Source organism: Streptomyces cahuitamycinicus (assembly GCF_002891435.1).
GTDB lineage: Bacteria > Actinomycetota > Actinomycetes > Streptomycetales > Streptomycetaceae > Streptomyces > Streptomyces cahuitamycinicus.
Genome location: NZ_POUC01000083.1, coordinates 1 through 24,867 on the forward strand (window position 1 = coordinate 1; position 24,867 = coordinate 24,867).

The 24,867-nt window shown below is 68.9% G+C and carries 25 protein-coding genes and 2 pseudogenes; 14 read left to right on the forward strand and 13 right to left on the reverse strand.

Annotated elements, in window-relative coordinates; translation table 11 throughout:
• From C1J00_RS14130 to C1J00_RS14155, 6 genes are all read right to left on the reverse strand, one after another.
• Window positions 1-749: ABC transporter ATP-binding protein (locus C1J00_RS14130; protein ID WP_102909418.1), on the reverse strand; the 749-nt coding region annotated here is incomplete at its 3' end.
• Window positions 746-1,699, reverse strand: coding sequence for an ABC transporter ATP-binding protein (locus tag C1J00_RS14135; protein WP_102909420.1), 954 nt, complete (start codon window positions 1,697-1,699; stop codon window positions 746-748). The genes C1J00_RS14135 and C1J00_RS14130, both read right to left, overlap by 4 nt.
• A 3-nt stretch (window positions 1,700-1,702) precedes the next feature.
• The gene (locus tag C1J00_RS14140; RefSeq protein WP_102909422.1) at window positions 1,703-2,623 is read right to left on the reverse strand and encodes an ABC transporter permease; all 921 of its coding nucleotides are present in this window, start codon (window positions 2,621-2,623) and stop codon (window positions 1,703-1,705) included.
• 13 nt (window positions 2,624-2,636) lie between these two features.
• A complete protein-coding gene (locus tag C1J00_RS14145) occupies window positions 2,637-3,614 on the reverse strand; it encodes an ABC transporter permease (protein WP_102909424.1) in 978 nt (325 codons plus the stop codon).
• A 94-nt stretch (window positions 3,615-3,708) separates the two neighbouring features.
• The gene (locus C1J00_RS14150; protein WP_245936338.1) at window positions 3,709-5,310 is read right to left on the reverse strand and encodes an ABC transporter substrate-binding protein; all 1,602 of its coding nucleotides are present in this window, start codon (window positions 5,308-5,310) and stop codon (window positions 3,709-3,711) included.
• A gap of 156 nt (window positions 5,311-5,466) precedes the next feature.
• The gene (locus C1J00_RS14155; RefSeq protein ID WP_102909428.1) at window positions 5,467-6,489 is read right to left on the reverse strand and encodes a LacI family DNA-binding transcriptional regulator; all 1,023 of its coding nucleotides are present in this window, start codon (window positions 6,487-6,489) and stop codon (window positions 5,467-5,469) included.
• Window positions 6,490-6,686: 197 nt separating this feature from the next.
• Between C1J00_RS14155 and C1J00_RS48225 the strand changes: the two genes are divergently transcribed.
• The 6 genes from C1J00_RS48225 (at window position 6,687) to C1J00_RS14185 (ending at window position 11,026) form a co-directional block, all read left to right on the forward strand.
• Window positions 6,687-6,974 (forward strand): hypothetical protein, encoded by a 288-nt coding sequence (locus tag C1J00_RS48225; RefSeq protein ID WP_102909430.1) that lies wholly within the window; start codon window positions 6,687-6,689, stop codon window positions 6,972-6,974.
• A gap of 445 nt (window positions 6,975-7,419) precedes the next feature.
• A complete protein-coding gene (locus tag C1J00_RS14165; protein WP_146046185.1) occupies window positions 7,420-7,743 on the forward strand; it encodes a hypothetical protein in 324 nt (107 codons plus the stop codon).
• Window positions 7,744-8,173: 430 nt separating this feature from the next.
• Complete coding sequence (locus tag C1J00_RS14170) at window positions 8,174-8,377, forward strand: cold-shock protein (RefSeq protein WP_003973099.1); 204 nt, start codon at window positions 8,174-8,176, stop codon at window positions 8,375-8,377.
• A gap of 344 nt (window positions 8,378-8,721) precedes the next feature.
• Complete coding sequence (locus C1J00_RS14175; protein WP_102909434.1) at window positions 8,722-10,215, forward strand: DEAD/DEAH box helicase; 1,494 nt, start codon at window positions 8,722-8,724, stop codon at window positions 10,213-10,215.
• A 46-nt stretch (window positions 10,216-10,261) separates the two neighbouring features.
• Window positions 10,262-10,666, forward strand: a complete 405-nt coding sequence (locus C1J00_RS14180; protein WP_102909435.1) for a CBS domain-containing protein — start codon at window positions 10,262-10,264, stop codon at window positions 10,664-10,666.
• A 51-nt stretch (window positions 10,667-10,717) separates the two neighbouring features.
• Complete coding sequence (locus C1J00_RS14185) at window positions 10,718-11,026, forward strand: SCO5918 family protein (protein WP_102909437.1); 309 nt, start codon at window positions 10,718-10,720, stop codon at window positions 11,024-11,026.
• A gap of 99 nt (window positions 11,027-11,125) precedes the next feature.
• Here the strand turns inward: C1J00_RS14185 and C1J00_RS46735 are convergent.
• A pseudogene (locus C1J00_RS46735) lies at window positions 11,126-11,389 on the reverse strand (hypothetical protein); the annotation flags it as partial.
• Window positions 11,390-11,435: 46 nt separating this feature from the next.
• Window positions 11,436-11,828: an ATP-binding protein gene (locus tag C1J00_RS14195; protein ID WP_102909455.1), complete on the reverse strand. Its 393-nt coding sequence runs from the start codon at window positions 11,826-11,828 to the stop codon at window positions 11,436-11,438.
• A gap of 932 nt (window positions 11,829-12,760) precedes the next feature.
• Between C1J00_RS14195 and C1J00_RS14200 the strand changes: the two genes are divergently transcribed.
• Together C1J00_RS14200 and C1J00_RS14205 are read left to right on the forward strand one after the other, a co-directional pair.
• A complete protein-coding gene (locus C1J00_RS14200) occupies window positions 12,761-13,099 on the forward strand; it encodes a MerR family transcriptional regulator (protein ID WP_102909439.1) in 339 nt (112 codons plus the stop codon).
• Between the two features lie 243 nt (window positions 13,100-13,342).
• A complete protein-coding gene (locus tag C1J00_RS14205) occupies window positions 13,343-13,546 on the forward strand; it encodes a cold-shock protein (RefSeq protein WP_031104458.1) in 204 nt (67 codons plus the stop codon).
• A 198-nt stretch (window positions 13,547-13,744) separates the two neighbouring features.
• Here the strand turns inward: C1J00_RS14205 and C1J00_RS14210 are convergent, their stop codons facing one another.
• The gene (locus C1J00_RS14210; RefSeq protein ID WP_245936339.1) at window positions 13,745-14,443 is read right to left on the reverse strand and encodes a hypothetical protein; all 699 of its coding nucleotides are present in this window, start codon (window positions 14,441-14,443) and stop codon (window positions 13,745-13,747) included.
• Window positions 14,444-14,596: 153 nt separating this feature from the next.
• Between C1J00_RS14210 and trhA the strand changes: the two genes are divergently transcribed.
• Complete coding sequence (gene trhA / locus C1J00_RS14215; RefSeq protein ID WP_102909441.1) at window positions 14,597-15,427, forward strand: PAQR family membrane homeostasis protein TrhA; 831 nt, start codon at window positions 14,597-14,599, stop codon at window positions 15,425-15,427.
• Window positions 15,428-15,828: 401 nt separating this feature from the next.
• Here trhA and C1J00_RS14220 read toward each other — a convergent pair whose 3' ends face one another.
• The 3 genes and pseudogenes from C1J00_RS14220 to C1J00_RS14230 form a co-directional block, all read right to left on the reverse strand.
• Entirely contained in the window at window positions 15,829-16,680 is an 852-nt protein-coding gene (locus C1J00_RS14220) for a YihY/virulence factor BrkB family protein (RefSeq protein ID WP_102909443.1), read from the reverse strand.
• Window positions 16,681-16,890: 210 nt separating this feature from the next.
• Window positions 16,891-17,907 (reverse strand): DNA-directed RNA polymerase subunit alpha, encoded by a 1,017-nt coding sequence (locus C1J00_RS14225; protein ID WP_102909445.1) that lies wholly within the window; start codon window positions 17,905-17,907, stop codon window positions 16,891-16,893.
• A 266-nt stretch (window positions 17,908-18,173) separates the two neighbouring features.
• A pseudogene (locus C1J00_RS14230) lies at window positions 18,174-19,049 on the reverse strand (IS3 family transposase); the annotation flags it as partial.
• Between the two features lie 52 nt (window positions 19,050-19,101).
• Here C1J00_RS14230 and C1J00_RS14235 point away from each other — a divergent pair.
• The 5 genes from C1J00_RS14235 (at window position 19,102) to C1J00_RS14255 (ending at window position 24,477) form a co-directional block, all read left to right on the forward strand.
• A complete protein-coding gene (locus C1J00_RS14235; RefSeq protein ID WP_245936341.1) occupies window positions 19,102-19,896 on the forward strand; it encodes an IS5 family transposase in 795 nt (264 codons plus the stop codon).
• Window positions 19,893-20,522, forward strand: coding sequence for a hypothetical protein (locus C1J00_RS46740; protein ID WP_245936340.1), 630 nt, complete (start codon window positions 19,893-19,895; stop codon window positions 20,520-20,522). The genes C1J00_RS14235 and C1J00_RS46740 overlap by 4 nt, the downstream gene beginning before the upstream one ends.
• A gap of 16 nt (window positions 20,523-20,538) precedes the next feature.
• A complete protein-coding gene (locus C1J00_RS14245; RefSeq protein WP_102909449.1) occupies window positions 20,539-23,400 on the forward strand; it encodes an FtsX-like permease family protein in 2,862 nt (953 codons plus the stop codon).
• 44 nt (window positions 23,401-23,444) lie between these two features.
• Entirely contained in the window at window positions 23,445-24,137 is a 693-nt protein-coding gene (locus C1J00_RS14250) for an ABC transporter ATP-binding protein (protein WP_102909451.1), read from the forward strand.
• Window positions 24,138-24,270: 133 nt separating this feature from the next.
• A complete protein-coding gene (locus tag C1J00_RS14255; RefSeq protein ID WP_102909453.1) occupies window positions 24,271-24,477 on the forward strand; it encodes a hypothetical protein in 207 nt (68 codons plus the stop codon).
• Here the strand turns inward: C1J00_RS14255 and C1J00_RS45890 are convergent.
• On the reverse strand, window positions 24,471-24,867 hold a 397-nt coding region (locus C1J00_RS45890; protein WP_219728347.1), incomplete at its 5' end, for a S26 family signal peptidase. The genes C1J00_RS14255 and C1J00_RS45890 overlap by 7 nt on opposite strands.

Genomic DNA, 24,867 nt, shown 5'->3' on the forward strand with positions numbered 1-24,867 from the left:
AGCTGTGTATAAGAGACAGGGGCGGGGGCGTCCATGACGGCCAGTGCGTCGCCGCCCTCGACGAGTTCGCCGGCGAACATCACCATCGTGGTGTCCGCGAGGTAGCGGGCGGAGCCCAGGTCGTGCGTGATGTAGAGCATGGCGATGTTCCGCTCGTCGCGCAGGCGCCGCATCAGGTTGAGCACGCCGACGCGCACGGAGACATCCAGCATCGACGTCGGTTCGTCGGCCAGGATGAGGCTCGGCTCCACCGCCAACGCGCGCGCGATGGAGACGCGCTGACGCTGGCCGCCGGAGAGTTCGTGCGGGTAGGACTGAAGCATGTCCTCGGTCAGGCCGACCGTCGTCATCAGCTCGCGCAGCGCCTCTGGTGTGGCGGAGTGGCCGTGCAGGACGAGGGCCCGGGTGTGGAAGTGCTCGATGCGGTGGACCGGGTTGAGTGAGCCGAAGGGGTCCTGGAACACCATCTGGACCTTGCGGCGGTACGCCCTTGATGCCCGGCGCCGCTCGGTGCGCAGGACATCCTCGCCGTCCAGCAACACCTCACCGGCGGTGGGCTGTTCGAGGCGGGCGAGGCAGCGGGCGATGGTTGACTTGCCGCTGCCGGACTCGCCGACCAGGGCGGTGATCCGGCCGGCCGGCAGGTCGAAGGACACGTCGTTGACGGCACGGACGCGGCGCCGGGAGAAGACGGTGCCGACCTGGAAGTCCTTGGTCAGACCGCGGACGGACAGCAGGGGTTCGGTCATCGGGGGGCTCCTTCAAGGCTGCGGGCCACCCAGCGGCCGGGCGAGATCTCTCGCAGGTCGGGGATGTTCGTGGAGCAGTCCGAGCGGTCCTCGGGGCAGCGGACGTGGAAGCCGCAGCTGTCGGCGGTGCGCGGGGCGTCGAAGAGGCCGGTGAGCTCTTGGCGCGGGCCGGTCAGCGGCGGGAAGGCGTTCATCAGCGCCTCGGTGTAGGGGTGGAGCGGCCCCGCGAACAGGTCCTTGGCGTCGGCGAGTTCGACGATCCGTCCGCCATACATCACGCCCATGCGGTCCGACAGCTCGACCATCAGGGACATGTCGTGGGTGATGAAGAGGATGGAGAAGCCCAGCTCCCGCTGGAGATCGCGGATCTGCGCCATGATCTCCTGCTGCACGACCACGTCGAGCGCGGTGGTTGGCTCGTCCATGATCAGCAGCCGGGGGCGCAGTGCGACGGCCATGGCAATGACCACGCGCTGGCGCATGCCTCCGGACAGTTGGTGCGGGTACGCCTTCAGCCTTCCCGTGTCGATGCCGACCAGCTGAAGCAGCTCGCCGGCCCGCTCCCGCGCGGCCCGCTTCTTCATCCGCTCGTGGGTGGTGAAGATGTCGACGATCTGCTCGCCGATGGTCAGGACGGGGTTGAGGGAGTTCATCGCCGACTGGAAGACCATGGCGATCTCCCGCCAGCGGAAGGCGCGCAGCTCCCGTGTGTCCAGGGCGAGGACGTCCCGGCCTTGGAAGCGGATGCTGCCCGCGGTGATCTCCGCCGGGGGCTTGAGCAGCCGCATCACCGCGTTGGCGATGGTCGACTTGCCGCAGCCGGACTCACCGGCGAGGCCGAAGACCTCTCCGGCGCCGATGGAGAAGGAGACGTCGTCGGCGCCCACGACGGTGCGTCCGTCACCGCGGTATTCGACGCGCAGGCCGTTCACCTCAAGTACGGGTTCCATGGCTCAGCCCCTCCTCTCACGGCGGGCACGGCGGCTGCGCAGCCTCGGGTTGGTGATCTCATCGACCGCGTAGTTGACCAGCGCGAGCGCGAACGCGACGAGCGCGATACACAGCCCGGAGGGGACGAAGGCCCACCACGTCCCGGTCATCAGCGCGCCGTCGTTGCTGGCCCAGTAGAGGTTGGTGCCCCAGCTGACGACGCTGCTGTCGCCGAGGCCGAGGAACTCCAGGCCGGCCTGGGCGCCGATGCCGAAGATCACGCAGCCGAGCAGCGTGGTCATCACCACGGACGCCATGTTGGGAAGAATCTCGCGGAACATGATCCGCAGGGGGCGCTCGCCGGTGACGACGGCGGCGGCCACGAAGTCCTTGCCGCGGATCGACTTGGCCTGCGCTCGCAGTACCCGGGCGGATCCCGCCCAGCCGGTGACGACGAGGACCAGGATCACGGTGGAGGTTCCGGGCGGCAGGAACGCGGCCAGGATGATGAGCAGCGGGAGGCCGGGCAGCAGCAGGAAGATGTTGGTGACCAGGGTCAGCGCGTCGTCCACGATGCGGCCGAAGTACGCGGCCGCGAGGCCGACGACGATGGCGACCGCGGTCGCCACGAGCCCCACGGTGAACCCGACGAAGAGGGAGCTGCGCGCGCCCCACAGGGTGAGGGCGAGCACGTCCTGTCCCTTGGCGGTCGTACCGAGCCAGTGCGCGGCCGAGGGGGCCTGGCTGCCCGTGGAATTGATGAGCGACGGGTCGCCCGGTGCCAGGACAGGCGCTAGCAGGGCCAGCAGCGCGAAGAGAGCGAGCAGGATCAGCCCGGTCAACGCCTTCTTGCTGTCGATGAGCTGGCGCAGCAGTCCGCGCCGGCGGGAGGCGCGCGCGGGGGTAGTCGGCGTGGTGGCCGTCGCGATCTCGATGGCGGTCATGTCGGCAACCTCCTCAGCGGACGCGGACGCGCGGGTCGAGGCGGACGTAGACGAGATCGACGAGGAAGTTCGCGATCAGCACCGCCGCCGTGATCGTCAGAAAGATGCCCTGCATCAGCGGGTAGTCCAGGCCCTGGACAGCCATCAGCAACTGGTAGCCGATGCCGGGGTAGGCGAACACGACCTCGGTGAGCAGCGCGCCGCCGACGACGAAGCCGAGCGCCATGCCGAAGTTGGTGACGGACGGCAGCAGCGCGTTGCGGGCGGCGTAGCGGAACATGATCCGCGACGGGCTGAGCCCCTTCGCCTCGGCCATCGTGATGTAGTCCTCGGCCGCCGTGGCGATCATGGTGTTCCGCATGCCGAGCATCCAGCCGCCGATGGAGACCAGCACGATGGTCAGCGCCGGCAGCACCAGGTGGGTGGCGACGTTCGAGAGGAACTCGCCGTTGAAGCCGGGAGTCAGACCGACGTCGTAGGCGTGCCGCAGCGGGAACCAGCCCAGGCTCACCCCGAACAGGTACAGCGCGCCCATAGCCAGCCAGAAGTACGGGAAAGAACCGACGAAGATCAGCAGGGGAGGGAAGGCGGAGTCGAGGACGCCGCCGCGCCGCCAGGCGGCGACGATGCCGAGCAGGTTGCCGAGCACGGCCGCGATGACGAGCGCGACGCCACCGAGGAGCAGGGTCCAGCCGATCTGCGAGCCGATCACGTCGGAGACCGGGGTGGGGAAGCGGGTGATGGAGATGCCGAGGTCGCCGGTGAAGACGCTCTTGACGTAGGAGACGTACTGCTCCCAGAGGGGGCGGTTGTCCAGGCCGAAGAGTTTCCGCAACTGGGCTATCTGGTCGGGCTGCATGGTGCCCTGGGCCTGCGCGAACATCCGGGAGACCGGGTCGCCCGGCATGAAGCGCGGGAGAACGAAGTTCAGGGTGATGGAGGCCCAGAAGGCGAGCAGATAGAACCCCAGGTTGCGCAGGATCAGACGCACGGGTCGTGCTCCCTGTCGGTGGGGGTGAACGTGTGGTTCGGTGCGCGGGGGCGGCCGTCCGGGGAGGAGGGCGGCCGCCGGTCCGCGGGCGGCGTCAGCTCTTGACGGGCTTCAGCGAGGTGAGCACGAGGATCGTGCTGCCGTTGCGGTTGCCGAGGGTGGCGTACGGGTCCTTCTCGGAGGGCCAGCCGGTGAAGCGGGCGTCCGTGTACGCGCCCCACTCGGGGCCGGTGAACAGCGGGACGACGGGCGCGTCCTTGTTGTACAGCTCCTGCAAGCCGTTCATCTGCTCGCGCTGCGCACTCTCGTCCGTGGCGGCGGCGAAGGCGTCGATGAGCTTGTCGGCCTTCTTGTCGCCGAAGCGGTGGTAGTTCTCCGTGGCCTGCTTGCCGACCGGCTGGAGCATCTTGGTCGACATCACGCCGCGGAAGTACTCGTACGGCGTGGCGCCGTTGTTGCTCCACACGATGCCGGTGTCGAACGTGCCCGTGTTGTACGACGACTGGACAGCCGACCAGTCGGGCGTCTTCACGGTGGCGGTGATGCCGACCTTCGCCAGGTCCTGCTTGATGATGTTGGCGACCGAGATCCAGTCGGAGGAGGCGGAGCCGACGGAGATGTCGAGTGTGAAGTTCTTGCCGTTCTTCAGCTTCCGCTTGCCGCCGCTCTCCTCGTAGCCGGCAGCGTCGAGGGCCTTGGCCGCCGCGTCGGTGTCGTACTTCGTCCAGGTGCAGGAAGCGGCCAGCGACGTGTCGCGCCACTTGTCGTACGTGCGGGCCAGGCCCGTGCAGTCGGCGGGTTCGGCGTAGCCGTTCATGGCGACCTTGGTGATCTGGTCGCGGTCGACGGCCATGCTGAGCGCATTGCGGACGGCCGGATCGTTGAACGGGGCCTTCGTGGTGTTCAACTGCCAGTTGATCATGGCGCCGGTGGCCGGGAACCAGTAGTGGTTGTGCTTCTTGTCCTTGGCAACGAAGGACTTCTCGATGTCCGGGATGAAGGACTGCGTCCAGTCCACCTCGCCGTTGGTGAAGGCGATGTTGGCGCTGTCGTTGCCGGAGAAGGCGAGCATCTGGATGCCGGCGATCTGCTGCTTCGCGGGCTGCCAGTAGTCAGGGTTCTTGCGCAACTCGTACGACTGGGCCTGGAATTTCTCGATCTTGGTGTACGGACCGGTGGCGACCGGGTTCGGGTTGGTGAACTTCGCCGGGTCCTTCACCTTGGACCAGATGTGCTTCGGCAGGATGTAGTGGCCGCTGATCTCGTAGAAAGCGGGCGAGAAGGGCTTGTGGAAGGAGAACTTCACCGTGTGGGCGTCGACCGCGGTGACCTTGTCGAGGTAGTCGAAGCCGCCCAGCACCTTCTTCTGGAGCTCGAAGGTATAGACGACGTCGTCGGCGGTGAGCGGCTTGCCGTCCGACCACTTCACGCCGTCGCGCAAGGTGAAGGTGAGGGACTTGCCGTCCTTGGCCTGCTCCCACTCGGTGGCCAGCCACGGCGTGTCCTTGGCGTCCGCCATGCTGTGCACGACCAGCGGCTCGTAGACCGCCTGCAGAGTCATGGGGGCGGCCTGCGGGGAGAGCGGGTTGAAGTTGCGCGTGAAGGTCGCCAGATCCTCGCGCGGGATGGTGAGCAGCTGGTTGCCGGACGTGTCACCGGCGCCGGAGGCGCCCGAGCCGCCCGTACAGGAGGACACGACCAGGGCTGCGGTGGCGGTCGCGGTGACCGCTCTCAGGACGGCTAGGGGCCGCCGTGAAGGTATGCGGGAGGGTGCCATAATGGAGACTCTTTTCCTCTCTTCAACACACAGGGCGAAGACGGGGATGGGATTCCTCGGCGGACTGATTAGCGGTCAGACCGACGAGCGTTCGAGCAGCGGGCAGTCGAGCGTCACTCGATGGGTGTCGAGCGGCTGCCCCGCTGCGAGAGCGGCGAGCATGTCGATGCCCTTGGTGCCCATGGCCTCGAAGGGCAGGGCGAGCGTCGTCAGCTTCGGCCGCAGATAGGCGGCGATGAGTTCCTGGTTGTCGAACCCCACCACGGCTACGTCGTGCGGGATGCGCAGCCCACGTTCCTTGATCGCGTCGTAGGCGCCCATCGCCATCCGGTCGTTTCCGCAGAACAGCGCGGTCGGCCGGTCGCCGGCCGGGCGGTCCAGCAGTTCGCAGGCGGCGGTATAGGCGCTGTCGGCGGTGGCCCAGCCGGGGACGACGAGGGAGGGGTCGCGGGTGATCCCGGCCTCGCGCAGGGCACGCTCGTACCCTTCGCGCCTGCCGATGGCGGCCGGGATCGCCGGGTCGAGGTTGATGAACCCGATGCGGGTGTGACCGGCGTCCAGGAGCCGGCGGGTCGCCTTGTATCCGCCCGACACCTCGTCGGGCAGGATGCACGGCAGCTCCCCTTCCGCGTCGTAGCAGTTGACGAGCACCGTCGGCACCTCCCGGGCGGCTTTGGGGAGCGTGACGGCGCGGTGCCAGGTCGTGGCGTACAGCAGCCCTTCCACCCGGTGTTCCAGCATCTGGTCGAGCGCGGCGGCCTCCTGGGCCGGATCGCCCTCGCTCGCGGCGATCAGCAGGAACCTCCGGTCACCCCAGGCGCGGCTCTGCGCACCCGTGATCACCTCGCCCGCGAACGGACCAGTCACGATCTCGGTGATCAGCCCGAACCATCCACTGCGGTTTGCGGCCAGCGCCCGCGCCCCGGCGTTGGGCCGGTAGCCGAGCTCGTCGATCGCCTCCAGGATCCGCCGACGGGTCTCGTCGGGGATGGCGGCACCGGGTTTGTCGTTGAGGACGAAGGAGACCGTGGTCCGCGAGACGCCCGCGTGGCGAGCCACATCGCTCATGGTCAGGCGCTGCGACTTGTTCGTGGCCACTTCCAGTCCCTTTCGGCCAGCCGGAGGCGAGACACTGCCTCCAGTTTCGCGCTTTAATAACGCGCGTTACTTCCGTGTGGCAGGGAAGTTACGTCCGTCTTGAGTGGCATGTCAATACCTGTGCATGGGCCGCATCAGGCCACCGTCCCAGTGCCCTTCCGCTACCGCACTCTTTCTGAGAGAGGCAGACAGTCGCCATGTCCCGAACCGAGGCCCCCAGCAGCGTCACCGTCCTCGGCGAGTGCGTCGCCGACACCTTCACCGATCCCGGTCGGTCCGGCCCCGGGGAGCTCGTGCTCCGGGCCCTGTTTGGTGGCGGCCCCGCTGCCCGGCCCGCCGATCCCGATCGGATCGGCCAGCACGGCCTGGAGATCGTCAAAGCTGTCACAAAGGACCTCTTCACCGAACAGGAGCCGGTCGGCAAGCGCATCACGGCCCGCATCGCCCTGTCCGACACCTTCAGCAGCGACACGGTCCGCCGCTGAACGAATGAGACCTGCCGACGGCCGGCTCGTCAGGCCCGGCTCGGTGTGGGTCCATGGAGATCGACCGGTGGGATTCGCGGAGCTGCCGACTCAACCGGTGATCGCTGGGACAAGACTGACGTGGTGCGTCAACTGCGGTGAGCACGCCCGGCCCCGTCCCAAGGCGTCGGGGGTGGTCGGCTCACGCCATGTTCAGGTGCGTGGGGGTTGGCGAGTTTGGGCAGGCGAGAAGCAGGGCGCGGTCGTGGGGAAGTCGACGCCGGGCTGGTGGTTGAGTGGCCGGTCGGCCTCGCAGCGTCGACGCGAGGTAGCTTCCGTCTGCTCCGAGGTGGCACGGTCGGAAGGGCATGTCCGCTGCGGCCCGCGGCGCCAGCTGCGGCGATCAGGGCCGCGGGCCCACGCCGGACCGGCGGTGGAACGCGCCTGCCTGACGTCACTCCGGAACGTGGCCGACGACTGCGCGGCGGGTGCCGGCGGTGAGCTGCCGTGCCTCTCGACAGAGCAGACTGTCCGGGACAGGGACGCGATACGCGCCGCGCCCGGCGAACGGACGGCGAACCTCCTCGGCGTCTCCTACGGCACCAGGCCTGTGCGGCCCGCTCCCGGGCACCGCACCGGTCGCATGGTCCTCGACAGCGTCGGCGGCCCGTGGGACCGGTCCGACTTCGATGTCCTGTTCAGAACCGGGGTACTGCTGCGCCAACGCGAGGCCGGCTCGGTGGGGCAACCCACCGCTGAAGCAGATCCTCGGACGGTCATGCGGGAGTAGTCGTACCGCGGGATCCGGCCCACGGCATGCGATACGAGCTGCTGGACCCCTTCGAATAGGCGTCTTACGGATAGCCGGCGTCCGTCGTTACGCCCCTAAGGAGCCCTGGTGCAGGCGACTATTCCTGAAACGTTGCACTCCGAGTGAATTAAAATCTATTCCCGGGAGGTCAGATTTTGACGGACCGCGCAGTGGGAGTTTTTGTCGCGAAGAGCAGAGTGGAATCATCCGACGCACACGGACCGTTCCGGCGTGCTACTGTCTATCTCAGTTGCAGTTGTGGTTCCCGAAACTTCAAGTGCCCCCACCAGGCTTCTGCCGGTCGGGAGCACTTTTGTATTTCCGGTCATTTCCGGGCGGGGTGATCATCGCGGCGACACGGCGTTCGCGCAGTGCGGGCGCCGATGCACTGCCCCAAAGGAGATATGACATGGCTGCTGGTACCGTGAAGTGGTTCAACGCGGAAAAGGGCTTCGGCTTCATCGAGCAGGACGGTGGCGGCGCCGACGTGTTCGCCCACTACTCGAACATTGCCGCGCAGGGCTTCCGTGAGCTGCTCGAGGGCCAGAAGGTGAACTTCGACATCGCCCAGGGCCAGAAGGGCCCGACGGCCGAGAACATCGTTCCGGCCTGACGCTCACGCGCAATCAGTAGCTGGGGCCCGCATCCTTCGGGGTGCGGGCCCCAGCTGCACGCGTATCCCGCAGCGGCTTTCACCCGCGGGACGCCCCTGAGGAATCCGCAGTACCACCACAAGCGGTTCCTCCCTCAGGACGCAGACGCATCCTGAAGCGCTGCACCGCAGTCGGCGCCCGGATCGCAAGGTCCCCATCGCGTCACCCATTTCAGCACGTGCGCCCACGGATGTTTTCGCCGGCCAGATCTGCTTTCTTTTGCCACCGGTCATACTTGTAATTCTCCGTGCCATTCATCGCAGCGGGAATTCCTTGATATGTGCCGCATCGAGGAAGGTTCCGCATGAACCGCACGTACACGAACGACCGCCCCGCCCGCTCCCGCGACGGCCGCGCCGACGCCGGAAGGGGCGGCAGCGGCTACGGCTCGCAGGCGCCGCGTCGTACCGGCGGGCCCGTCCGCTCCGGCGGTTACGGCCGTCGGCCCGCCGCAGTGCAAGGTGAGTTCGCGCTGCCCAGGACGATCACCCCCGCACTGCCCGCCGTTGAGGGCTTCGCCGATCTCGACATGCCCGAGCAGCTGCTGGCCGAACTCGGCAGGCAGGGTGTGAGCGCACCGTTCCCGATCCAGGGAGCGACGCTGCCGAACTCCCTGGCGGGCCGTGACGTCCTGGGCCGCGGGCGCACCGGTTCCGGCAAGACCCTCGCCTTCGGCCTCGCCCTGCTCGCCCGCACCGCCGGACAGCGTGCCGAGCCCCGCCAGCCGCTGGGGCTGATCCTCGTACCGACGCGTGAGCTGGCCCAGCAGGTGACCGACGCGCTGACCCCGTACGCCCGCTCCGTGCGGCTGCGGCTGGCCACGGTGGTGGGCGGCATGTCGATCGGCCGGCAGGCCAGCGCGCTGCGCGGCGGAGCCGAGGTCGTCGTCGCGACGCCGGGGCGGCTGAAGGACCTCATCGACCGCGGCGAATGCCGGCTGAACCACGTGGGCATCACCGTGCTGGACGAGGCCGACCAGATGGCCGACATGGGCTTCATGCCCCAGGTCACCGCGCTGCTCGACCAGGTGCGCCCAGAGGGGCAGCGGATGCTGTTCTCCGCCACCCTGGACCGCAACGTCGACCTTCTGGTACGCCGCTACCTGACCGACCCCGTCGTGCACTCCGTCGACCCGTCGGCCGGTGCGGTCACGACGATGGAGCACCACGTCCTGCACGTCCATGGCGCCGACAAGCACGCCGCCACGACCGAGATCGCCGCCCGCGACGGCCGCGTGATCATGTTCCTGGACACCAAGCACGCCGTCGACCGGCTGACCCAGGACCTGCTCAACAGCGGGGTGCGGGCCGCCGCGCTGCACGGCGGCAAGTCGCAGCCCCAGCGCACTCGCACGCTGGCACAGTTCAAGACGGGGCACGTCACCGTACTGGTGGCGACCAACGTCGCGGCGCGCGGCATCCACGTCGACAACCTCGACCTGGTCGTCAACGTCGACCCGCCGACCGACCACAAGGACTACCTCCACCGCGGCGGCCGTACCGCCCGCGCCGGCGAGTCCGGCAGCGTCGTCACCCTGGTCACGCCGAACCAGCGCCGAGGCATGGTCCGCCTGATGTCGGACGCCGGAATCCGGCCGCAGACCACCCAGATCCGCTCGGGCGACGAGGCCCTGAACCGGATCACCGGCGCCCAGGCCCCGTCCGGCATCCCGGTCGTCATCACCGCACCGGTCGTCGAACGCCCCAAGCGCAACGCCACCCCCCGAGGCCGCCGCCGCCCCGCCTCGGCGACCAGGCGCACCCCCGTACGCCAGTCCGGCTTCGGCGCGGTGGCCTAGAACTTTCGTGATCAGGAAGCCGGCCCATCTCAGCAGGAGGCACCTTTTGACGCTGATTCAGATGCAGCCCCACCCGGCGGACACCGACCCCGTGCACAGGACGGCGGTGGAGGTCATGGACGCGGCCGGACCGCAGGTATGTGACGACATGAGCGTCGAGGTGGCGCTGGCCGTCATGGCCGCCGCCCGCACGGTCCGACTGGTCGTCTGCGACCAGGACGGCCAGTGCACCGGCCTGGTCACCCGTACCGAACTCGCCGCCGTCCGTGACAGCTCCGACTACACGGACCGTGTCCGCCTGCGCGACATCCTCGGCGACCACGGTTCGTTCGCCTCACCCGTGACCACGATGGCCGAAGCCGAGCACGCGATGCGCACCCGTCGGCTCGGTGTCCTGCCGGTGGTCGACGAGCAAGGCAGCGCCCTGGGCATCCTGGCCCTCTCCCGCTGAAACACCTCTGCCCCTGGTCGGACCGTTCTTTCCTTCTCCCTGTGAGGCCACATGCGCTGCGTCATCGCCCGCTTCCCCTTCGAGCTCACCAAGGGCGGCGTGCTGGAATCGATGAAGGGCGTCAAGCCCGAACCGGTCACCGGCGAATCGGTGATCATCGGCCGCCGCCACTACCCCGTCAAGCAGGTCGGCCAGGTCATCACGCGCCAGGACCGCCGTGACTTCAGCGCCGCCGAAGTCCTGCGGGCCATGGCTCAGCTCGGCTTCACCTGCCGCGCCGTTCCCAAGACAGCGCCCCTGGGCATTCTCAGCCCGATGCAGCACGCCTCCGCGATGCTCGGCACCCCCGCCACGGCCTGACCGGCCAAACAGACACGAGCCGACACCTGACCAGCAGTGTGGGCCCGACCGGTACGCCGGTCGGGCCCACACCGCGTGCAGCTGGTGCCCGTCGCCGTTGCCCTGCAGGATCCGGGCGGCATGGAAGTGCAGACGCGTGGGCGGCCCGTCCTCCTTCACGGGGCGTCGAAGACGGCGGGCGAACTCGCGCAAGTGGGCGGAATCCCTCAGCACATCCGACACCCTCTGCCTCCACACCGCTTCGGCAGCCAGCCGACCGGTGGTGACAGCGCCACCGGCGGCCACGGCCAGGGACATCTGGTTGCTCCGGCCGGACTCCACCAGGGCGGCAACGTCAACCAGCAAGTCGTCAGGCTGCGGCATGAGGCGGACCATGTTCGCCGGCCATCCGGCTACTTGAGCGGTGACGCTACCGGGCAAGGAAGGCGCTCACGGTCTTGCCGCCGGAGGCCCCGCGGGTGACCGCCGTGGCGTGGGCGAGGCGGGTGACCATGGGCCAGCCGAAGCCCCCGGTGCCGCCGTTCACGTCAGGGGTGCGCATACGCGGCACATGTCGGCCGGGATCGGGAACGGCGACCTCGATGGTGTCGGGGTGCGCAGTCAGTTCCAGGGTGCAGCGGCCCCCACCATGGCGCAGGGCGTTGGTGACGAGCTCGGACACGACCAAGACCACAGTGTCCGCCGCGTCAGGAGCCACGGCCAGCTGCTGCAAACCTTCGAGGAAGGCCCGTGCCGTATCGCGCGCGCCGGCAATGGCTGTGGTGGAACGGACGGCTGCGGCGCTGGCCATCACCGTGATCATCAGGGTCACCCTGGCAGGTGGCCTTCACGAGACGCAGTGTTGGCCGGTGCCGCCGACGCTCGCCGCGGCGCAGTCGGCGACGTCACACCCAGCCCGACATGCCACGCGGCGGTGGGTCACTGTGAGCGCCGGACAGAGCCTCGCAGCTGCTTGAACCATCCATGGGACCGGTCGAGGCAGACTGGTCGAGGCGGAGTACCTCATCTTCCTGCGCACCGAAATCTATACCCGCTGGAGTAGACATTGGTCGGCGGTGTGGTTAAAGTTTCTGTCGTAGCCGAGATCAAGTGAGGCTCGGTAGAGATGAACTGCCGGGCAGCAGTACGTAGTTGCAGTTCGCAGGACGGTGCGGTGGTGGAGTTCCGAAGCCAGAGTAGTTGCAGGACGGCGACGGGACTGACGACCGGACCGGGTGGCCCGCAGTGATCAGGGGCCGCCATGAGCAGTACCGCAGTGGCAGTACCAGTAAGTGAAGGTTCGCAGTACTCAGCAGTGAGGTCAGTGAGCAGTACCTCGGTGAAGGCGTCGGCTGCGGGCGCGCGCACCGGGAGGTTCGGCAGTGGGGTTCCAAGCCAGAGCAGACGCAGGACGGGCGACGGGGCTGGCTGCCGAAGAGTGGCGCTGTTCGAGGCCACCAGCAGTTCGCAGTTTCCGTTGGGGAGTAGTTGATCAAGAGGGAAGAACGGAGGAGCCGAGCGCCATCAGGATCGCCCGGGCGGAATTCTTGGCCCCGGGTACCGCAGGACATCGATAGTGAGGTGGTCTCCGGTCAAGCAACCGCGATCCCCGCGTCCCCGACAGCATCTCGGTCGGGTCTGCGGAAACAGAGGGCCGGTGCAGTATCAGGGCCGGCAGATGGTGTAGTAGTTCCTTCGGGGCCCTGGCGGCAGTACGGCGCCAGGGCCCCTCCACGCGTTCCACAGAGAGGTGCAATGACAGCAGACGACACCTTCGGCCGTCTCGATGACGACGACTACCCCGCCTACACCATGGGCCGAGCCGCCGAACTGCTCGGCACCACACAGGGCTTCCTCCGCGCCATCGGCGAACACCGCCTCATCACCCCACTCCGCTCCGCAGGCGGACATCGCCGCTACTCCCGCTACCAGCTGCGCGTTGCCGCCCGCGCCCGGGAACTCGTCGACCACGGGACCCCCATCGAGGCCGCCTGCCGGATCGTCATCCTTGAAGACCAGCTCGAGGAAGCCCAGCGCCTCAACGCCGAATACCGCCGCGCCGCCGAATCAGCGAACCCGACGGCAGCAGCATGAGATGAGCGTGCCCTTCAGCGTCGGCGGGCACCGCACGCACGGTCTCGGTGTACGACGTGATCATTTCCTGTGGTGACGCGGTGTGTGGGCGTGTAGCGTCTGCGTCAGCTGTCGTGGTTCGGAATTCCCTCTTGCCCACGCCTTCGGTGTGGGCGTTTTGCTGTGCTGTGCCGCAGGGACCAGGGCGATCACCTCCGTCTGCCACATGGAGTGGGAGGCGTTCATCGACTGGAAGGCATGACCATGGCTACGGGAACTGTGAAGTGGTTCAACGCGGAGAAGGGCTTCGGCTTCATCGCCCAGGACGGCGGCGGCCCGGATGTCTTCGCGCACTACTCCGCGATCAACTCCACCGGCTTTCGTGAGCTCCAGGAGGGCCAGGCCGTGACGTTCGATGTCACCCAGGGCCAGAAGGGTCCGCAGGCCGAGAACATCAACGTGGCTTGACCTCGCAGACCTGCCCGAGAGATCGCGCACGCCGCGTCCAGGTGGCCGCCGCTCCTGCGGGCCCTGCCACCCACCCGGACGAAGGCGCCTGTTCTCGTGCCGGGCCGGCAGGATCAGGGGCCGCGCAGCAATGGCTGCGCGGCCCCTGATCTGTGGAGGGTCCCGGGCCGGTGTGACTTCGGCCCGGAACTCCTGACCTCAGTCGCTGCAAGCGTCGTCGGGCACGGGAGCCGCATGTCCTGCCCGGCTGCCGTGCAGATCGAAGGAGCCGACGCTCAGACGCTCGTCCAGGCGTCCGGGAAGGCTTTCCGTCCAGCCGGGTGGTCCGACCTGCGGTCTGCGTGCAGGACGCGCCAGGCGGTGAGCTCGAGATCTCGAAGTCACAGTTCCCCGATGACCTGTGACTTGAGGTCGGGCAGATGGTCGGACTCGACGAGGGCCTGACCGATCACCTCCTCGGCCGCGGCGCGCTGGGGGCGGGGTCATCTCATCGACGGCCGAAAAGACCTGCCGGGCCAGGGCGGTTCCTTCTCCTGCCAGCGAACGCAGCACCGGAGCCTTGATGTTGACGGGCAGCAGGTACGCGGTGCCCGACGACCTCCACAGGTCCGACCAGAAGCGTTCTCCTGCCTTGGTGGGGGCAGGCAGCGCGGCCAGCAGCCCGAGGAGATGGCCGGTGGCCGCATAGCCATCGGAGTGGGCGGCTGCGACCACCGCGATTCCGGCGACGCGCTTCACATCGAGCTGGGCGGCCTCGAGATGCGGATCCAGGTCCAGTTGGTGATCCAACTGGTCTGCGAGGGCGGTGGATACGTGGGGGCGGACCTCAGGAAGCATCGGCGATCCTTGCGCGTAGGCGAGCGGAGATGCCCATTCGGAAGCCCTGATCATTCCCATGACCAGCCGTCCTACTCAGCTTCGGCAAGCCCAATCGGCGGCAGCGTCAAGGGGACTGGAGTTCACACGGCGGCGAACCATCCCGGGCCCGGCGACGTGGCTGTGGACCGACCTCTCGTCATGTGTCCGGGTGAGGTTTCCTAGCATGACCGCATGGTTGCCAGCGACACCCAGGAGCCCGGGGGAGGACGAGAAGCTGTGTCCCGCGACGCCGCTGAAGTCGAATGTGGTCACGTCGTGTCAGCGCGTGGAGAGCGCCGTGCAGACGGGCGGCCCGACCAATCACCGGGCGACCATGTGGGGGAGGGGGCTCACTCGGTTGCTGCTCTGGTGGAGCGGGTGTCTGACCTGGCCGAGCCGATCAAGCCGAGGTTGCGTGGCTGGCTCCATGCCGGAATGGTTCCCGTCGCACTGATCGCAGGTGTCGTGCTCATCTGCCTGGCCCGTACTCCGCAGGCGGTCGTGGCCTGCGCCGTGTATGCGGTCACCGCCTGGCTGCTGTTCGCGACCAGCGCCATCTACCACCGCGGCACCTGGGGACCGCTCGGCGAGGCTCTTCTGCGACGCCTCGACCACGCCAACATCTTCCTGATCATCGCCGGCACCTGCACCCCCCTGGCTGTGATCCTCCTCCCGCCGGATCAGCGGTCCGTGCTGCTGTGGATTGTCTGGACGGGAGCGTTGGCCGGCATCGCGTTCCGGGTCCTGTGGGTCGGAGCCCCGCGCTGGCTGTACACCCCGTGCTATCTGGCTCTGGGGTGGGCACCGGTGAGCTACCTGCCCGACTTCCTGCACACCGGCGGAGCGGCCGTAGTGGTCCTGATCGTTGTCGGCGGTCTCCTCTACAGCGCGGGCGCGGTGGTCTACGCCCTCCAGCGGCCCGACCCCGCACCCCGCTGGTTCGGCTTCCACGAGGTCTTCCACGCGCTGACCGTGGTGGCCTTCACCGCGCACTACACCGCCATCTCCCTCGCCACCTACTGACCCCGCGACAGTGTTCCGGTCCGCCGCTCATCGCCCACGTCGCCGCACGTTGGACCGCGGCGGACCGGGCGGTCGCCGAGGCATCACCCCGCGCGTGAAAGCCGAGGCGGAAGACATCAGGCGGATGGTTCGCTGTGGCGCATCACGCGTGCGCCGGTGGAGGGGCCAGGGATACGAGGTTGTACTCGCCGCCGTTTGCCCTGAAAGTTGGCATCGCCGCGCTCGCGGCCGGCCTGTGGTCTTCCCTCGCCACCCTGGCCCTGATCGCGCTGCCTTGTACGGTGCTCTGTCCGGCCCAGCGACGGCGCGCCGCGCGAGGCCAGAGGTCGCCACTGCCGCGTGGCCGCGGCGAACCGGCCCCGCGGGTACGGGCGGTCAGCCGCAGGTACGAGAAGACCGACTCACTCCCGGTGCGCAGGCTTCGTCAGCTCTGCGTTGAACTGAGCGCCGATCAGGAGGGACAGATTGGAGAGCCACAGCCAGACCAGGAACACCACGACGCCTGCCAGTGAACCGTACAGACGGTCATAGGTGCTGACCAGGGAGGTGTAGATGGCGAATCCGAGTGAGACGGTCAGCAGGAGCGCCACCGCCAGTGTGCCGCCGGGCGCCATCCTCCGGACAGGGCGGGAGGACGCCGGTCCTGACCGGTACAGGACGAGCACCAAGGTGACGGCTACGGCGGCCACGACCGGCCACCGCAGCGTGTCCCAGGTGGCCTGGGGCCCGGTGCCCAGACTCAGAGCCTGACCCAGACGCCGGGCCAGGCCGCCGGTGAGCAACAGCGCCAGGGTCGACGTCAGAAGCAGGGAGCTCAGGACGAGTGCTGTGGCGATGATGCGCGGAGCGGTACGCCAGACCGGCCGGTCCGCGCTGATCCGATGCATGGCATACAACGCTCGGCGGAAGACGCTCAGATAGCTGCATCCCGACCACAGGGCTCCCGCCCCTCCGACGAAGATCAGCGTCCATGCCGCCGTCGGCTGTGCGGCCATCTGCCGCAGGGTGCTGCGCAGCAGAGCGCGGGACTCGGCCGGGGCCGCCTGCGTCAGTCGGTCGATGACCTCCGGCTTGGCCGTGGGCATGGTCAGACCCAGGATCGAGAGGATCACCAGCAGCAACGGGAACAGGGCCAGAACCGCATAGTAGGTCAGCGCAGCGGCCCAGTCCGTGACGTCGTCGTTCCAGACGGCCACCGGCGTCCGGCGCAACGCTACCCACCACCGAGCCGTGTGACCGTCTGCATCATCCATGACGCGGATGCTCTCACTCTTCGTCCTGGGGCCACCATCCAGCACTGGGGGGGGCGGCAGGACCCGGCACGCGTGCCGGGTTACCCGACGTGCTTGGGAAGGCGGGACGGTCACGGGGCCACGGTCCCTTGGCACCGCGCGGTGAACAGAGCGTGGAGATTCTCCTGTCCCTGTGCGCGAGGTGTCTCTATGACCGGCGCGGCGCAGCGTTCAGTATTGTTCGGTCTCCACGAAACCCCCGTCCGAGTCGTCGTCCGCACCGAGTGCGGCGGCGGTCGGGTTGAATCCGGGCGGGCTGTCCTTGAGGCCCAGGCCCAGGCCGGCCAGCTTCGCCTTGACCTCGTCGATGGACTTCGCACCGAAGTTGCGGATGTCCATAAGGTCGGCCTCGGAGCGCGCCAGGAGCTCGCCCACGGAGTGGATGCCCTCGCGCTTGAGGCAGTTGTACGACCGAACGGTGAGCTCCAGCTCCTCGATCGGCAGCGCCAGATCGGCGGCCAGGGCGGCGTCCGTCGGGGACGGGCCCATGTCGATGCCCTCGGCGTCGATGTTGAGCTCGCGGGCCAGACCGAACAGCTCGACCAGGGTCTTGCCGGCCGACGCCATGGCGTCACGCGGACGCATGGCCTGCTTGGTCTCGACGTCGACGATCAGCTTGTCGAAGTCGGTCCGCTGCTCGACACGCGTGGCCTCGACCTTGTACGTGACCTTGAGCACCGGCGAGTAGATGGAGTCGACCGGGATCCGGCCGATCTCCTGGCCGACCTGCTTGTTCTGCACGGCGGAGACATAGCCGCGGCCACGCTCGACCGTGAGCTCCATCTCCAGCTTGCCCTTGCCGTTGAGCGTGGCGAGGACGAGGTCGGGGTTGTGCACCTCGACACCGGCCGGGGGCGCGATGTCGGCGGCGGTGACCAGACCCGGGCCCTGCTTGCGCAGGTACATCACGACCGGCTCGTCGTGCTCCGAGGAGACGACCAGCTGCTTGATGTTGAGGATCAGGTCGGTGACGTCCTCCTTGACGCCCGGCACGGTGGTGAACTCGTGCAGCACGCCGTCGATGCGGATGGACGTGACCGCCGCACCCGGGATCGAGGAGAGGAGGGTCCGGCGCAGGGAGTTGCCGAGGGTGTAGCCGAAGCCCGGCTCCAGCGGCTCGATCACGAACCGGGAGCGGAACTCGTCGACGACCTCTTCGGTCAGGGACGGACGCTGAGCAATCAGCACGGGGTGTTGCCTCCAGTGGTTTTGGCGCCCGCTCTGTGACGCCGTCGACACACGAAGAGTACGAGCGATACGGATGCAACTCTGGGAAATAGCACCTGGAGTGGTCCATCAGCCACAGTGACGACCACGGCCAAGATCGGCACGGAGACGGCGGCCCTCAGGGCCTCAGCGTGTAGCGCGGCCCATATCCGCGATGGCACCGTGCATGTAACCAGGGGCGTCGTTCGGCACAAGGGACTGCTGCATGATCGGGTGACAGCGGCGGTTTATGCAGCCAGAGCTGCGGGTGGGGTCATGATGGTCTCGTACTCGACGGGGGTCAATCGGCCCAGGCGTCGTTGCCGTCGGCGCCGGTGGTAGGTTCGCTCGATCCAGGTGACGATCGCGATCCGCAATTCCTGGCGGGTGGCCCAGACGCGGCGGTCGAGGACGTTCTTCTGCAGCAGTGCGAAGAAGCTCTCCATTGCGGCGTTGTCGCCGGCGGCCCCGACCCGGCCCATCGAGCCGGCCAGGCCGTGCCGGGTGAGGACGGCGGCGACCTTGCGGGACCGGAATTGCGATCCGCGGTCGGAGTGCACGATGCATCCCGCAGCGGGACTGCGGCGGGCGACGGCGGACTCCAGCGCGGCCACCGCGAGGCGGGACTTCATCCGGGCGTCGATGGAATAGCCCACGATGCGGCTGGAGTACACGTCCTTGACGGCGCACAGGTACAGCTTGCCCTCGCCGGTCGCGTGCTCGGTGATGTCCGTGAGCCACAACCGGTTCGGCCCGTCCGCGGTGAAGTTCCGCCGCACCAGGTCATCGTGGACCGGTGGCCCGGCTTTGGCGTTCTTCCCGCGGCCCCTGCGTTTGCCGAAGGCGCTCCACCAGCCGTTGTCCCTGCAGATCCGCCAGGCAGTCCGCTCGGCCATCGCCTCACCGGCGGCGCGGGCCTCGTCGAGAAGGAAGCGGTGCCCGAACTCGGGATCGTCGCGGTGCGCGTCGAACAGGGCGTTGGCCCGGCATGCCTGGGTAAGTTCGGCGTCGGTGGCAGGGTGGGCCAGCCACCGGTAGTAGGGCTGGCGGGCCAGCCCGAGCACCCGGCACGTCACCGCCACCGGCACCCGGTAAGAGGCATCGGCGGCGGCCAGCTCACGGAGAGAGCCGTACCTCAGCGACTTATCGGACGAGTAGTGGGCGTTGATCGAGCCGATGATCACGGCCTGGAAACAGGACCGGGTAGCGCGGTCGGCGACCGGGGACCCTGGGTCCTGTGACCTCCGAGAGGTCGTGAACGCGATCTTCTACCAGAACCGGACGGGCTGTCAGTGGCGCTACCTGCCCCATGACCTGCCGGCCTGGTCGGCGGTGTTCTACTACTTCACGCTGTGGCATCAGGACGGCCTTGACCAGCAGATCCAGGAACTCCTGCGCTGCCAGGTACGGGAGAGAGCCCGGCGATTAGAGGACCCGTCCCTCGTGATCATCGACACCCAGTCCGTGCGCGCGGCCGCTGGTGTCCCGAAGACCACGACGGGACTGGACGCCAACAAGAAGGTGTCGGGCCGCAAGCGGGGACTGGCCGTCGACGTGCTGGGGCTGATCATCGGGGTCGTCGTGCTCGCCGCATCCGCCCACGACAACGCCGCCGGCACCGCCCTGCTCGACCAGGCCGCCGAGCGGTGCGGGATGCGTCTGGAGAAGGCTCTGGTGGACCAGGGCTTCAAGGACGAGGTCCTCATCCACGGTGCCCTGCTGGACATCGACGTCGAAGTCGTCCGCCGCAACCCGGCTGACCAGGGCAAAGGCTTCGTCCCGCAACCGAAGAGGTGGATCGTGGAACAGGTCAACGGCACGCTGATGCTGCACCGCCGACTGGCCCGCGAGTACGATCACCGGCCCGACACGTCCGCCTCGCGCGTCTACTGGGCCTCGATCGCGAACATGACCCGCCGCCTCACCACACCGAGTCCAGCCTGGCGCGACACCCTCGGACTGGCCGCGTGAACGTCATCGAACTCCTGGCCGGCATCCAGGCCCAGCACGACAAGACCGCAGCCCGTGCCGACGAACTGCGCGACCAGATCCAGCACTTAACCGCCGCCCTGACCGAGACCGAAACGCGACTCGCGAACCTGGTCACCACCCAGAAGGTCATCGCCGAACTCGCGCCGGCTTCAGGCCAGCCCGCACCGCCCGAGACGAACACCGCCTACCAGGCCATCGTGAACACCTTCAACCAGCATCCCGATCAAGAGTTCCGAGCCCGTGAGCTGCACGAACTCCTCGGCATGCCCACCGACGAGGCATCCGTCAACATCACCCGAAGCCGCCTCGGACGCCTCACCCGCCAAGGCTTCCTCACCCAACCCGGGCGAGGCCGCTACCAGAAACGGACTCAACGTCCACTGAGGGCTCCTTCGCGGGCTCCGTTGTACTCGGGCTCACCGCTGTCGAGCACCCGAAGCAGGGACGTGGTGACGACCGCGTGCGGCGGCCGATGCGGAGCACGCGGTACGGGAACTTCCACTGGCGAACGAGGTCGTAGCCCTTCGCCCTCGAAGGAGCCGTGCGACAGACTCTCTCGCTGCCGTCGTCGTGTATCGCCCATGTATGGCCGCTCTATAGCATGACGCCGATGGAGGCGCCATGTTGGGAATGATCACCGGTCAGCTGCGCAGGCAGTCCGTGCGGACGTTGACGTTGCTGGTCGGTGTGCTGGTGGCCACGGCCGGGTTCACTCTCCTGACCGGGTCCGTGGAGACCTCACGCCTGACGGTGAAGGCGTCCGCCGACGCCAACTTCCGTGCCGCGTACGACATTCTCGTGCGGCCCGCCGGTGCGCGGACCGGGCGCGAGGAGTCCGCCGGGCAGGTGCGGCCCAACTTTCTGTCCGGGCAGTTCGGTGGGATAACTCCCGGTCAGTGGCGGGAGATCGCAGGGCTGCGAGGGGTGGAGATCGCCGCTCCCGTGGCGATGCTCGGCTATGTGCAGGCCGGGACGCACGCCCAGGTCGATGTGACCGGGCAGCTCGACCCCGCGGCCGACCGGCAGCTGCTGCGGCTGCGCAACACCTGGACCACGGACCGGTCGCTGAGCAAGGCCCGGGACCCTGGTTCGGCGTACGTCTACGTCACGAGCAATCCGGTCGTGCTGCCGGATGCCGCATCGACGGCCAAAGACCCGAGTTGGAAGAGTCTGTACACGTACCGCGGACGGCAGCTGACCGAGGTCGGTGACGCGCTGAGCCAGGGGGACAGCCCCTGCGACGACGGTGAGATGCCTCCGCTCGAAGTGCTGCCCGGGGGGAAGTTCGAGCCGCTGTGTGCCATGCGTACGGTCTCCTCGTACGGCGGTGGCGCGGTCAACGACCAGCTCGACCCCGCCCAGCGCAGCGAACTCGTCGTCGTGCGGCGGCATGCGGACGGCACCTTCACCAGCGGGACGGACGTGCACAACCGCACGACCTCCCGCCGCGCGGTGGTCGACATCGACTGGTCGATGACGCTGCTGCTCGCCGCCGTCGATCCCGAGCAGGAGGCCCGGCTGGTCGGGGTGGACGCGGCGATGGCCTCCGGCCGGTATCTGAAGGACGCTGAGAAGCCCGCCGTGGACGCGCAGGGCGGGTCGCAGTTCGAGGACATCCCGTTGATCAGTACGGACCGGCCGTATCTGGACGAGCAGTTGACCACGTCGGTCTCAAGCGTCACGGGGACGCTTCCGAAGCTTTCCGGGCGTGGCGGGAAGGAGCTGCGCGGTCTGCTGGCCGGGCTGCCCGTCAGCCCGGGGGCGACCACGCGCGCCGACGCCGACACCGTGTTCCGGCGGTCGGTCGCGAACGGCACGATCGACGTCAACCCCTTCGTCGTCCTCCAGGCCGGAGCCCCCCGCTATGCGGCCGGCGGGGGAGTGCTGCGGCCCGCGCCCGTCGCCTCGGACAGCGGTGAGCTGTGGCGGCAGTCGACGTACGGCGGCGATCTGCCGGCGTGGTTCGTTCAGGACACGGCGTTCCGACCGGTGACCAGGCTGCCCGGAACCGACGCGAGCCAGGACCACTTCCCGCAGTTCAGCGTGGTCGGCACCTACGCCGTCGAGCGCCTGAAAGGCTTCTCGAAACTGTCCGAAGTGCCCCTGGAGACCTACCGGCCGCCCGCCGCCCGCGCCGCCGACGAGGCCGGCCGCGCCGCACTCGGCGGCCAGGCGCTCGCCCCCAACAGCAACCCGGGCGGCTACCTCGCCACCCCGCCGCAACTGCTCACCACCCTCCAGTCGGTGGAGGCCGTCACCGGCCCCGACTCCCCGCATGCGAAGGACCCGATCTCCGCAGTGCGGGTCAGGGTCGTCGGTGTTCACGGAACGGACAAGGCGTCCCGGGAACGTATCCGCGCAGTCGCCGAGGCGATCACCACCCGCACCGGGCTCGACGTGGACATCACGGCGGGCTCCTCCCCGGCGCCGCAGCAAGTGGCACTGGGAGAGGGCAAGTTCGGGCGGCCCGCGCTCGCGCTGACGGAGAACTGGACCGCCAAGGGCACCGCCGTCGCACTCGTCGAGGCCGCCGACCGCAAGAGCGTGCTGCTCTTCGGCCTGGTGCTCGGCGTGTGCGCGCTGTTCCTCGGCAACGCCGTGGCCGCCTCCGTACGCACCCGGCAGCGCGAACTGGCCGTCCTCGCCTGCACCGGCTGGACGGGCGCCCGCCTCGCGGGACTTGTCCTCGGTGAAGTCGCCCTGGTCGCGGCCGTTGCCGGTGCCGCCGGTGCCGGGGCCTCGTTCCCGCTGGGCTGGGCCTTCGGCCTCGACGTCACCGCGGGGCGCGCGCTGCTCGCGGTACCGCTGGTGGTGGCCACGGCTCTGCTGGCCGGCGCGCTGCCGGCGATACGGGCAGGGCGGCCGTATCCCGCACAGGCGCTGCGGGGCTCGGTTGCCGGACCGCGGCGGGCCCGGCGCGCCGGACGCGGACGCACGCTGCCCGGGCTCGCGGTGAGCGGGGCGCTGCGAACGCCGTCCCGTTCGGCGCTGGGCGCGCTGGCGCTCGCGGTGGGAGTGGCCGCGGTCTCCCTGCTCACGGCGGTCATGTGGACGTTCCAGGGCGCGGTCCAGGGCACGCTCCTCGGTGAGGCGATGTCCCTCGAGGTGCGCGGGGTCGACGTGGCCGCGGCCGTACTCACCGCAGCCCTGGGGGTGTTCGCCCTCGCCGATGTCCTCTATCTCGACAGCTGTGAACGCGACGGGGAGTTCGCCATGCTGCGGGTCTGCGGCTGGGCCGACACCGAGGTCATGCGACTGGTCGTCGCGCAGGGCGCGGTGATCGCCGTGGCGGGCGCGGTGCCCGGCGCCGCGACGGGGCTCGCACTGACCGTGGCCTTCACCGGCTCGATTCCGGCCGGGCTGCCGGTGGCGGTGGGCGTGGTCGCGGTGGCCGGAGTGCTGGCGGCCGTGGCGGGCAGCGTCGTCGCGGCCGGCCTCGCGGTACGCAGGTCGCCGGCGGGACCGTTGGCCGAAGAGGGATGATCCAAGAGCGATGGACAGAGATACGGCGAGGGAGAGAGAACCCTATGGGGGACGGTGCGTCGGTCCTGGTGGAGGACCTGCACAAGAGCTTCGGCACCGGTGACGGGCTGATCACGGCCGTCGACGGCATCAGCCTGGACATCCCGGCCGGACACAGCGTCGCCCTCGTCGGCGCCTCCGGCTCCGGTAAGTCCACGCTGCTGCATCTCATCGGGGCCATCGAACGGGCCGATGCGGGACGGGTGTTGGTGGACGGCCAGGACGTCACCGCGCTGGGACGGCGGGGCGCCGCCGAGTACCGGCGCACGGTGGGGTTCGTGTTCCAGCGGTTCCATCTGCTGCCGGGCCTGAGCGCGCTGGACAACGTGCTGGCTCCCGTGCTGCCCCGCAAGGCCGGCTTCGACCGGGACGCGCGCGCCCGCGAACTCCTCGCCGCGGTCGGCCTTCAGGGACGGGAGTCGGCGTTGCCCTCGCAGCTGTCCGGCGGACAGCAGCAGCGGGTCGCGGTGGCGCGGGCGCTGATCGCCCGGCCCCGGCTGCTGCTCGCCGACGAACCCACCGGGAGCCTGGACTCGGCGACCGGTGAGCAACTCATGGACCTCGTAGGAGAGTTGGCCGCTCAGTCCGGCTGCACGCTCTTGGTGGCCACGCATGACATGGGGGTGGCGGAACGCTGCGCGGACGTGCTGCGGATACGGGACGGGCGCCTCGGTGAGGTGGCGGGCAGCGGGGCTTGAGATCGGGCGTGCCCGGTGAGTGGGGCGTACCTGGTCCTGCGTATCGGCGATGTATGGCAGGCGTATGCCGTCCCCGTAGCGTCAAGGACGAACGCCGTCGTGACGGGCGACGGCCTCCATTGGGGGTTGTGTAATGCGCACTCTGAACCGACTCGCAGACTCGCTTCTCGGCCGGGTGGTACCGCGCGCCGAGGCCGAGGCGACCACCACGGAGTACTGGTGCCGCCGCGACACGAGCTGCGGCCCCCAGTACCCCTCCGCCAAGGGGAACTGGCGCCGCACCTGTCAGTCGCCGGGCTCGAACTGCACCGCGTGGACGCTCTACTCCTGCTGCTACTGACGCGGTTCCCGTTGTCCCCGGCGCCTCCCCGTGGCGTCGGTCGCGCCCGGCCCTCCGTCGCGCCCTGCGGCGGGGGGCCGCGGGCTTGTGCCGAGCACCACCGCGACCACCACGTCCACGGGTACGAGACCGACGGTCCGCGAGTCCGTGCTCACCGCCGCGTTGTCGCCGAGCACCGCCATCCGTCCCGGCGGCACCCGGCCGGGACACCCGGGAACCCCGGCCGGAACCGGGTCGCCCGGCAACGCCGCGACCCGTTTCACCCACAACCCGTCTCCGTCCGCGACAGGCCCCACCACACGGGCGCCGTTCGGCAGTTGCACCGGCAGGACGACCACCTGGCCCACGCGCAGCCGTCGGCCCGCCGAGCCCCGGCGCCGCCCCGGAAGC

Coding starts and splice junctions, on each gene's coding strand:
- C1J00_RS14135 (WP_102909420.1), bottom strand. CDS start 1,699: ATGGAACCCGTACTTGAGGTGAACGGCCTGCGCGTCGAATACCGCGGT.
- C1J00_RS14140 (WP_102909422.1), bottom strand. CDS start 2,623: ATGACCGCCATCGAGATCGCGACGGCCACCACGCCGACTACCCCCGCG.
- C1J00_RS48225 (WP_102909430.1), top strand. CDS start 6,687: ATGTCCCGAACCGAGGCCCCCAGCAGCGTCACCGTCCTCGGCGAGTGC.
- C1J00_RS14170 (WP_003973099.1), top strand. CDS start 8,174: ATGGCTGCTGGTACCGTGAAGTGGTTCAACGCGGAAAAGGGCTTCGGC.
- C1J00_RS14175 (WP_102909434.1), top strand. CDS start 8,722: ATGAACCGCACGTACACGAACGACCGCCCCGCCCGCTCCCGCGACGGC.
- C1J00_RS14185 (WP_102909437.1), top strand. CDS start 10,718: ATGCGCTGCGTCATCGCCCGCTTCCCCTTCGAGCTCACCAAGGGCGGC.
- C1J00_RS14195 (WP_102909455.1), bottom strand. CDS start 11,828: ATGATCACGGTGATGGCCAGCGCCGCAGCCGTCCGTTCCACCACAGCC.
- C1J00_RS14200 (WP_102909439.1), top strand. CDS start 12,761: ATGACAGCAGACGACACCTTCGGCCGTCTCGATGACGACGACTACCCC.
- C1J00_RS14205 (WP_031104458.1), top strand. CDS start 13,343: ATGGCTACGGGAACTGTGAAGTGGTTCAACGCGGAGAAGGGCTTCGGC.
- C1J00_RS14210 (WP_245936339.1), bottom strand. CDS start 14,443: ATGGGAATGATCAGGGCTTCCGAATGGGCATCTCCGCTCGCCTACGCG.
- trhA (WP_102909441.1), top strand. CDS start 14,597: ATGGTTGCCAGCGACACCCAGGAGCCCGGGGGAGGACGAGAAGCTGTG.
- C1J00_RS14220 (WP_102909443.1), bottom strand. CDS start 16,680: ATGGATGATGCAGACGGTCACACGGCTCGGTGGTGGGTAGCGTTGCGC.
- C1J00_RS14235 (WP_245936341.1), top strand. CDS start 19,102: ATGATCACGGCCTGGAAACAGGACCGGGTAGCGCGGTCGGCGACCGGG.
- C1J00_RS14245 (WP_102909449.1), top strand. CDS start 20,539: ATGTTGGGAATGATCACCGGTCAGCTGCGCAGGCAGTCCGTGCGGACG.
- C1J00_RS14250 (WP_102909451.1), top strand. CDS start 23,445: ATGGGGGACGGTGCGTCGGTCCTGGTGGAGGACCTGCACAAGAGCTTC.
- C1J00_RS14255 (WP_102909453.1), top strand. CDS start 24,271: ATGCGCACTCTGAACCGACTCGCAGACTCGCTTCTCGGCCGGGTGGTA.